This is a genomic window from Nocardia sp. No.11 (assembly GCF_038752175.1).
GTDB classification, from domain to species: domain Bacteria; phylum Actinomycetota; class Actinomycetes; order Mycobacteriales; family Mycobacteriaceae; genus Nocardia; species Nocardia canadensis.
Genome location: NZ_JBCGFB010000040.1, coordinates 45,422 through 52,803, shown reverse-complemented (window position 1 = coordinate 52,803; position 7,382 = coordinate 45,422). Strand labels below are relative to the sequence as shown.

Below are 7,382 nucleotides of genomic sequence, written 5' to 3'. Positions count from 1 at the left end.
CGAGGCGCGGCAGGAACTCGACGACGCCGAGGCCGCGCTGGCCACGGCTCGCTCCGCGCGCGACGAGGCCGAAGCCGCCGCCGCGCGGGCGAAAGCCGCGCTCGACGAGATCGAGGCCCGCATCGACGAACTGCGCGCCGACCTCGAGCACGCCGAGCAGCAGCGCCATTTCGCCCGGACCGCCGACCATCGGGCCAGGGGCGAACTCACTTCGGCGCGCAGCCAATTCGAGCGCATGCAGCGGCTGACCGATCGCGCGCGAGCCCGCCTGGACGAGGACTGACTACCGGCCCAGCGTGCCCGGGTACAGGAACGACTCGCGCGGCGGCGTGGTCGCGTCCAGCCATTCGGCCAGGAACTCACCGAGCGGCAGCGAGGTCCGGCTCTGCAGGAACTCCCGGAACTCCGGCATCGAGGCGTTGCCGTCGCGGTGCGCGTTCACGAAATCGCGGATGGCGGTGAAGAACACGTCCTCGCCGAGCAGTTTGCGCAGCGCGTGCAGGAACAGCGGGCCGCGATAGTAGACCGAGGTGAACTCGTTGCCCGCGCCCGGACTCGCGAGCGCGACCTCCCAGAACTCCGGATCATCACGGTATTTCGCGATCTTCTCGCGGTACTTGGTGTCGACGTCGGCGTGGTCGATCCGCTCCGGCCACAGGTAGTCGGCGGTGTAGCTGGCGAAGCACTCGTTCAGACAGATGTCGGACCACTGCCGCACCGACATCGTGTCGCCCCACCACTGGTGCGCCAGTTCGTGCACGACGGTGTTCAGGTCGGTCCACGGCGCGTAGGTGGGCCGGGTCTGGGTTTCCAGCGAGAACGGGATCACGGCGTCGACGTAGATGCCACCGGCGACGTCGAACGGGTAGGGCCCGTAGAGGTTTTCGAGGAAGGCGAGGATCTCCGGCAGGCGCTGCTCGTCGTCGCGATTGCCCTCCGATTCCGGCGCGAAGGCGCTGAGCACCGGCGTGCCGTCGGCGGTGCGCTGTTCGAGGAAGGTGAAGTGGTCGACGGCGATCGTGGTCAGGTAGCCGATGACGGGTTGCCGCGTCTCCCAGGTGGTGTGCAGGCGGCCGTCGACGACCTCGTGCCGGGTGCGCTCGCCGGTCGACATCACCTCCCACTCGGCGGGCACCGTGGCGTGCAGTGTGAAGGTCGCCTTGTCCAACGGGGTGTCGTTGAGCGGGTACCAGGTGCCGGCGCTGTGCGGCTGGCCGACGGCGAACGCGCCGCCGCTGGGCGCGTAGGTCCAGCCCTCGCCCTCGGTGTCGGCGACCGGGCCCGCGTAGTCGACGACGACGCGCATGGGCAGGCCGGGCGGCAGCGGCAGCAGCGGCGTGACGACCAGTTCCTGGTCGCCGTCGTGGGTGAAGCCCGCGGGCTGCCCGTTGATCGTCACCATCAGCACCTCGGGGCCGCGGTAGTCCAGATCGAACTGGGCCAGCGGATGAGTCGCGCGGGCGTCGACGGTCGCGGTGCCGCGTAGGACATAGGTGGCCGGGTCGTAGTCGACCACCACGTCGTAGTGAGCGACGTCGTAGCCGCCGTTGCCGTCGAGCGGGTAGTAGGGATCACCGAGTCCCGGCGCGCCGATCAGGCCAGGGTCGGCGTCGACCGGGCGCACACCCAGCGCCAGCAGGGCGAGCACCGCGCACACTCCGGCCGACCATCGCATCCTCGACTGACACCTTTCGCCTGCTCCGGCTCGGATCCCGCGGACACCCTCCATCGTCGCAGGCACGCCGCGCAGGTCCTAATACGCGCGGTCGGTGCGAGCCCGCGCTCAGCCCAGGTCGCCGGGCAGCTGCTGCGGGTCGAGCAGCAGCCGTTTGGTCGCGGTCCGCTTCACCCGCGCGGCCAGTGCCAGATTCTCGGCGAGCAACCGCCATTCCCGTTCGGTGATGGCGTCGCGGGCCCGCTCGATCACCAGGCGATCACGCGTTCCCCAGGCGATCGGCATGGCCGTGACCAGCTGCCATCGTTCGCCGACCTGGCGCGGCGCGCGATCGGTGCGCACCGCCACGGCGGGCACGCGCTCCCCCGGTTCGGGCAGGTGTCCGGGCAGCGCGCGCACCTTGCGCGTGATCAGCGCCCAGCTGCGCGTCGGCGCGGCGGGCTCGGCGATGTCGACGAGGGCGAGCAGCACGATGCCGGAGTCCTCGGCCTCGGTGACCACGGCCGGCACCAATGCGCCGTCCTGGTAGAGCTTTTCGATACTGGAGCGGTGCGGGGTCCACAGCGCGACCCACAGCGCGATCGCCGCGACCAGCACGCACACGACGGCGAGCAGAAACCCCCAGGCCTGCCCGCTCCACAGCAGGGCGGCCGTGGCCGCGACGGCGAGCCCGGCGACCAGCAGGGCGACCACCCGCAACCTGCGTAACCCGGTGAACGTCTCGTTGACCGCATGAGCGTGCTCACGGTCGACCACGAATTCGAAGCGGCGCACGGTTCCTTCCTAGCACAAGTTGCGGAGGAGTTGCCTCCACTTATCTGCCGAGGACTTCACCGCACGGTACCGCGTTCCGACCGGGCGATCGTCGCTACGCGCCGTCGCCGATGGGCGGTCCGAGCAGATCGTCGGCGTCGGTGATGCGGTAGGCGTAGCCCTGCTCGGCGAGGAAGCGCTGCCGATGGGCCGCGTACTCCGCGTCGAGAGTGTCGCGGGCGACCACCGAATAGAAATGCGCCTGTCCCCCATCCTGTTTCGGCCGCAGCAGCCGGCCGAGGCGCTGCGCCTCCTCCTGCCGCGAGCCGAACGTGCCCGAAACCTGCACCGCCACCGAGGCTTCCGGCAGATCGATGGAGAAGTTCGCGACCTTGCTGACCACCAGCACCGGCACCTCGCCGGACCGGAACGCGTCGAAGAGCGCCTCGCGTTCCTTGTTCTTGGTGGCGCCGGTGATGACCGGCGCGTTCAGGTCAACGCCCAGCTCCTCGAGCTGGTCCAGGTACGCGCCGATCACCAGCGTCGGCGCGTCCTTGTGCTTGGCCAGGATGGACTCCACCACCGGGATCTTGGTGCGCGCGGTGGAGCACAGCTTGTAGCGCTCTTCCGGCTCGGCGGTGGCGTAGGCCATCCGCTCGGCGTCGGTGAGCGTCACCCGCACCTCGACACAGTCGGCGGGGGCGATCCAGCCCTGCGCCTCGATGTCCTTCCACGGCGCGTCGTAGCGCTTGGGACCGATCAGCGAGAAGACGTCGCCCTCGCGGCCGTCCTCACGCACCAGCGTGGCCGTCAGGCCGAGCCTGCGCCGCGATTGCAGGTCGGCGGTCATCCGGAACACCGGCGCGGGCAGCAGGTGCACCTCGTCGTAGATCACCAGGCCCCAGTCCCGGCTGTCGAACAGCTCCAGGTGCTTGTACTCGCCCTTGGTCTTGCGGGTGATCACCTGGTACGTCGCGATGGTGACCGGGCGGATCTCCTTGCGCTCGCCGGAGTACTCGCCGATCTCGTCCTCGGTGAGCGTGGTGCGCGCCAGTAGCTCACGCCGCCACTGCCTGCCCGCGACGGTATTGGTGACCAGGATCAACGTGGTGGCCTTGGCCTTGGCCATGGCTGCCGCGCCGACCATCGTCTTGCCCGCGCCACACGGCAGCACGACCACGCCGGAGCCGCCCGCCCAGAACGAATCGGCGGCCATCTCCTGATAGTCGCGCAGGTGCCACTTGCCCGCGGTGTAGTCCAGGCCGATGTCGTGCGCCTCGCCGTCGACGTAACCGGCCAGATCCTCGGCGGGCCAGCCGATCTTGAGCAGCATCTGCTTGATGTGACCGCGCTCGGAGGGGTGCACGATCACCGTGTCGTCATCGATCCTGGCCCCGAGCATGGGCGCGATCTTCTTGTGCCGCAGCACTTCCTCGAGCACCGCGCGGTCCAGGCTCACCAGGCACAGCCCGTGCGCCGGATGCTTGACCAGCTGCAGCCTGCCGTAGCGGCCCATCGTGTCGACGATGTCGACCAGCAGCGGTTGCGGCACCGCGTAGCGCGAGAAGTTCACCAGCGCGTCGACGACCTGCTCGGCGTCGTGACCGGCCGCGCGGGCGTTCCACAACGCCAGCGGCGTGATCCGGTAGGTGTGCACGTGTTCGGGCGCGCGCTCGAGCTCCGCGAACGGCGCGATGGCCTGCCGCGCGTTGCCTGCCAGCTCGTGGTCGACCTCGAGCAGCAGGGTCTTGTCGCTCTGCACGATCAGCGGACCGTCGGTCACTGTGCTCCTCGGCGGCCGGGGCCGCAGGTTCGGGGCCTCGTGACCCCTCGGTTCAACGCTCGAGACTCGCGCCTGCGCTTCGAGCGTTGAACCGAGGGGCGGCCCCGAACGGGCTCGTCGAGCTCGCCCTGTGCGGGGTGCGTTCGGCCTGGATGTTTGACGTTGGCGCCGCCGCGGGCGGATCGCTTCGGCGGCCTTTGTCGATTGTACGGACCCGAGCCGACACGACCTGGGGCGAAGCGGTGGGTGAGCGGTCCAGCAGGTGTCGACTGGACCGCGACAAGGCCCGGCTGACCAGGTCAGACTCAGGGCGTGCTTCAGACTACGGCGGTACTCGGGGTTGGTGCGGCGGCGCTCGGCATGGTCCTCACGCCGGGGCCGAACATGATGTATCTCGTGTCACGGACGGTGGCGCAGGGCCGGCGCGCCGGGTTGATCTCGCTGGCCGGGGTCGCGGCGGGGTTCGGGGTGTATCTGCTGGCCGCGGCGGCCGGGATCACGGCGGTGTTCGCGGTGGTTCCGGGGCTCTACCTGGGGCTCAAGCTCGCCGGGGCCTGCTATCTGCTGTGGCTGGCCTGGCAGGCGGTGCGGCCGGGTGGGGTGTCGGTCTTCGCGCCGGTCGACCTGCCCGTCGACCCGGCCCGGCGACTGTTCACCATGGGATTGGTCACCAATCTGCTCAATCCCAAGATCGCGATCATGTACATGGCGCTGATCCCGCAGTTCGTCGATCCCGAGCGCGGGGCGCTGTGGTTGCAGAGCCTGTCGCTCGGTGCGATCCAGATCACCGTCGCGCTCACCGTCAACGCGCTGATCGTGCTCGGCGCGGCCGGGCTGGCCGGGTTCCTCACCGCCCGCCCGCTCTGGCTGCGCACCCAGCGGTACCTCATGGGCACCGCGCTCGGCGGCATCGCGATCATGCTCGCCACCGACCGCGCCCGCCCGACCCCGGCCTGACCCCCGCACGACCCGACGCGCTGTCGGAGCTCGCCGGCGCGACCACGGGCACGCGACACGTGTGGCCGGGTCGCCCTCGCCGCACCCCGCCGTGTCACGCTGCTGTGTGGCGCAGGCGAGAAGGAGCGAGTGGTGAGTGTTGGGGTGCTGGTGGCGATGGTCGCGGCCGGGCCGTCGGCGACGGAGCTGGATTCGGCGCTGACCGCCGTGCATCACAGCGGCGAGCTGATGGGCGTCGTCTCGTTCGCGGCATCGGGCGCGCTGGTGGCCGTGCGCAAGCGGCTCGACCTGTTCGGCATGGCGATCCTGGCCACCGCCACCGCGCTGGGCGGCGGCATCGTGCGCGACCTGCTCATCGGGCGCACGCCGCCGGGCGCGTTCACCGACCTGACCTACCTGTCGGCGTCGCTGCTGACGGCGCTGGTCCTGTACTTCATCGCGCCCTCGCGCCGGCTCACCAAGGGACCGCTCGAGATCGCCGACGCGATCGGACTCGGCCTGTTCTGCGTCACCGGCACGGTCATCGCGTACTCGGCCGGGGTGGGCGCGCCAACCGCCGCGCTGCTCGGCATGACGACGGCCATCGGCGGCGGTGTCCTGCGCGACGTGCTCAGCGGCGAGGTGCCCAGCGTGCTGCGCCCCGACCAGGACCTCTACGCGATCCCGGCCCTGTTCGGCGCGGCCGCCACGGCCACCCTGCTGCACTTCGACCTGTACCGGTCGTGGACCGGGCTGCTCGCCGCCGTCGGCGCCATCGGCTTCCGCCTGCTGGCCCGCCACTACCAGTGGCACGCGCCGCTGGCCCGGCACGCTCGCGACTGAGCGCGCCCTCAGCGCACCGCTATGCCCGCGCGCAGGCGGCGCACGCCTTCGTCGATGGTCTCGTCGCGCTTGCTGAAGGTGAAGCGCACCAGGTGTTTCCAGTCGTCGGCGTGGTCGGCGAACACACTCACCGGCACCGCGGCGACGCCGAGCCGGGCCGGCAGTTCCCGGCAGAACGCCATCCCGTCCTCGGCGCCGAGCGGGCGGATGTCCGCACACACGAAATACCCGCCGGAACTGGCCGCGACGCCGAACCCGGTGTCACGCAACGCGGCCGAGAGCCGAAGCCGCTTGTCGGACAGGCTGTCGCGCAGGGCGTGCACCCAGTCGATCTCGGCGTTGATCGCGTGCGCGACCGCGGGCTGGAACGGTCCACCGCCGACGAAGGTGAGGAACTGCTTGGCCGCGAGCACACCGTCGAGCAGCGGCGCCGGCGCGCACACCCAGCCGATCTTCCAGCCGGTGACATTGAACGTCTTCGCCGCGCTCGACACCACGATCGTGCGCTCGCGCATGCCCGGCAGCGTGGAGATGCTGATGTGCTCGACGCCGTCGTAGACCAGGTGCTCGTACACCTCGTCGGCCAGCACCAGCAGATCGTGCTCGCGCGCCAGCTCCGCGATGGCGGTGAGGTCGGCGCGGTCGAGCACCGCGCCGGTGGGGTTGTGCGGTGAATTGATCACCAGCATGCGGGTTTTCGGGGTGATCGCGGCGCGCAGGCTGTCCAGGTCGAGGACGAAACGATCACCGTCGGCGACCAGGCGCGCGGTGCGCCGCTGCGCACCGGCCAGCGCGACCGAGGCGGCGTAGGAGTCGTAGTACGGCTCGATCAGCGCCACCTCCTGCCCCGGTTCGACCAAACCGAGCACGGCGGCGCTGATCGCCTCGGTGGCGCCGACGGTCACCAGTACCTCGGTGGCCGGGTCGTAGGCGGTGCCGTAGCGGCGGGCGCGGTCGTCGGCGATCGCCTGGCGCAGCACCGGCATGCCGCGGCCCGGCGGGTACTGGTTGAGCCCGTCGGCGATGGCTGCCCTGGCGACCTCGAGCATGCCCGCGGGTCCGTCGGTATCCGGAAATCCCTGCCCCAGATTCACCGCGTCATGGCGGAGGGCCAGTTCGGTCATCTCGGCGAAGATGGTCGATCCGAACGGGCGCAAACGGGAGACAGTGGGCGGCGCAGACGACATCTCCGCAGCGTATCCCACTTTTCGGCACCGTTGCCGACCGATAGCGAACACGCATGTTTCACAAACATTTTGCGGGGTTGACCTGCACTATTGTGCGATCACCCAGGCTGAGCTAGCCTCGCCGTGTTCTACCTCACACACCACAGCGTGGTGGCATATCGAAAGGGGCTCCTTATGGCCTCACCCTTGCTCGATTTCATTGTCG

General features: G+C 70.1%; 6 protein-coding genes and 1 pseudogene. 3 read left to right on the top strand and 4 right to left on the bottom strand.

Annotated features, from left to right (window positions below; translation table 11 throughout):
• Positions 1-283 (top strand): annotated as a pseudogene (locus V8688_RS15180) (hypothetical protein); the annotation flags it as partial.
• On the opposite strand, the gene V8688_RS15175 reads toward V8688_RS15180, so the two are convergent.
• The 3 genes from V8688_RS15175 to V8688_RS15165 form a co-directional block, all read right to left on the bottom strand.
• A complete protein-coding gene (locus tag V8688_RS15175; RefSeq protein WP_342801067.1) occupies positions 284-1,675 on the bottom strand; it encodes a M1 family metallopeptidase in 1,392 nt (463 codons plus the stop codon).
• Positions 1,676-1,783: 108 nt separating this feature from the next.
• Positions 1,784-2,449, bottom strand: a complete 666-nt coding sequence (locus V8688_RS15170) for a DUF3239 domain-containing protein (protein ID WP_218717501.1) — start codon at positions 2,447-2,449, stop codon at positions 1,784-1,786.
• A 94-nt stretch (positions 2,450-2,543) separates the two neighbouring features.
• On the bottom strand, positions 2,544-4,211 hold the full coding sequence (locus tag V8688_RS15165; protein ID WP_342801066.1) for a DNA repair helicase XPB: 1,668 nt from the start codon (positions 4,209-4,211) through the stop codon (positions 2,544-2,546).
• Positions 4,212-4,523: 312 nt separating this feature from the next.
• Between V8688_RS15165 and V8688_RS15160 the strand changes: the two genes are divergently transcribed.
• Positions 4,524-5,168 carry a LysE family translocator gene (locus V8688_RS15160; protein WP_218717503.1) on the top strand — a complete coding sequence of 215 codons (645 nt, stop codon included), beginning with the start codon at positions 4,524-4,526 and terminating at the stop codon, positions 5,166-5,168.
• 132 nt (positions 5,169-5,300) lie between these two features.
• Positions 5,301-5,990 (top strand): trimeric intracellular cation channel family protein, encoded by a 690-nt coding sequence (locus tag V8688_RS15155; RefSeq protein WP_308248422.1) that lies wholly within the window; start codon positions 5,301-5,303, stop codon positions 5,988-5,990.
• An 8-nt stretch (positions 5,991-5,998) separates the two neighbouring features.
• On the opposite strand, the gene V8688_RS15150 is transcribed toward V8688_RS15155, so the two are convergent.
• The gene (locus tag V8688_RS15150; RefSeq protein ID WP_342801065.1) at positions 5,999-7,177 is read right to left on the bottom strand and encodes a pyridoxal phosphate-dependent aminotransferase; all 1,179 of its coding nucleotides are present in this window, start codon (positions 7,175-7,177) and stop codon (positions 5,999-6,001) included.
• Positions 7,178-7,382: the final 205 nt, after the last annotated feature.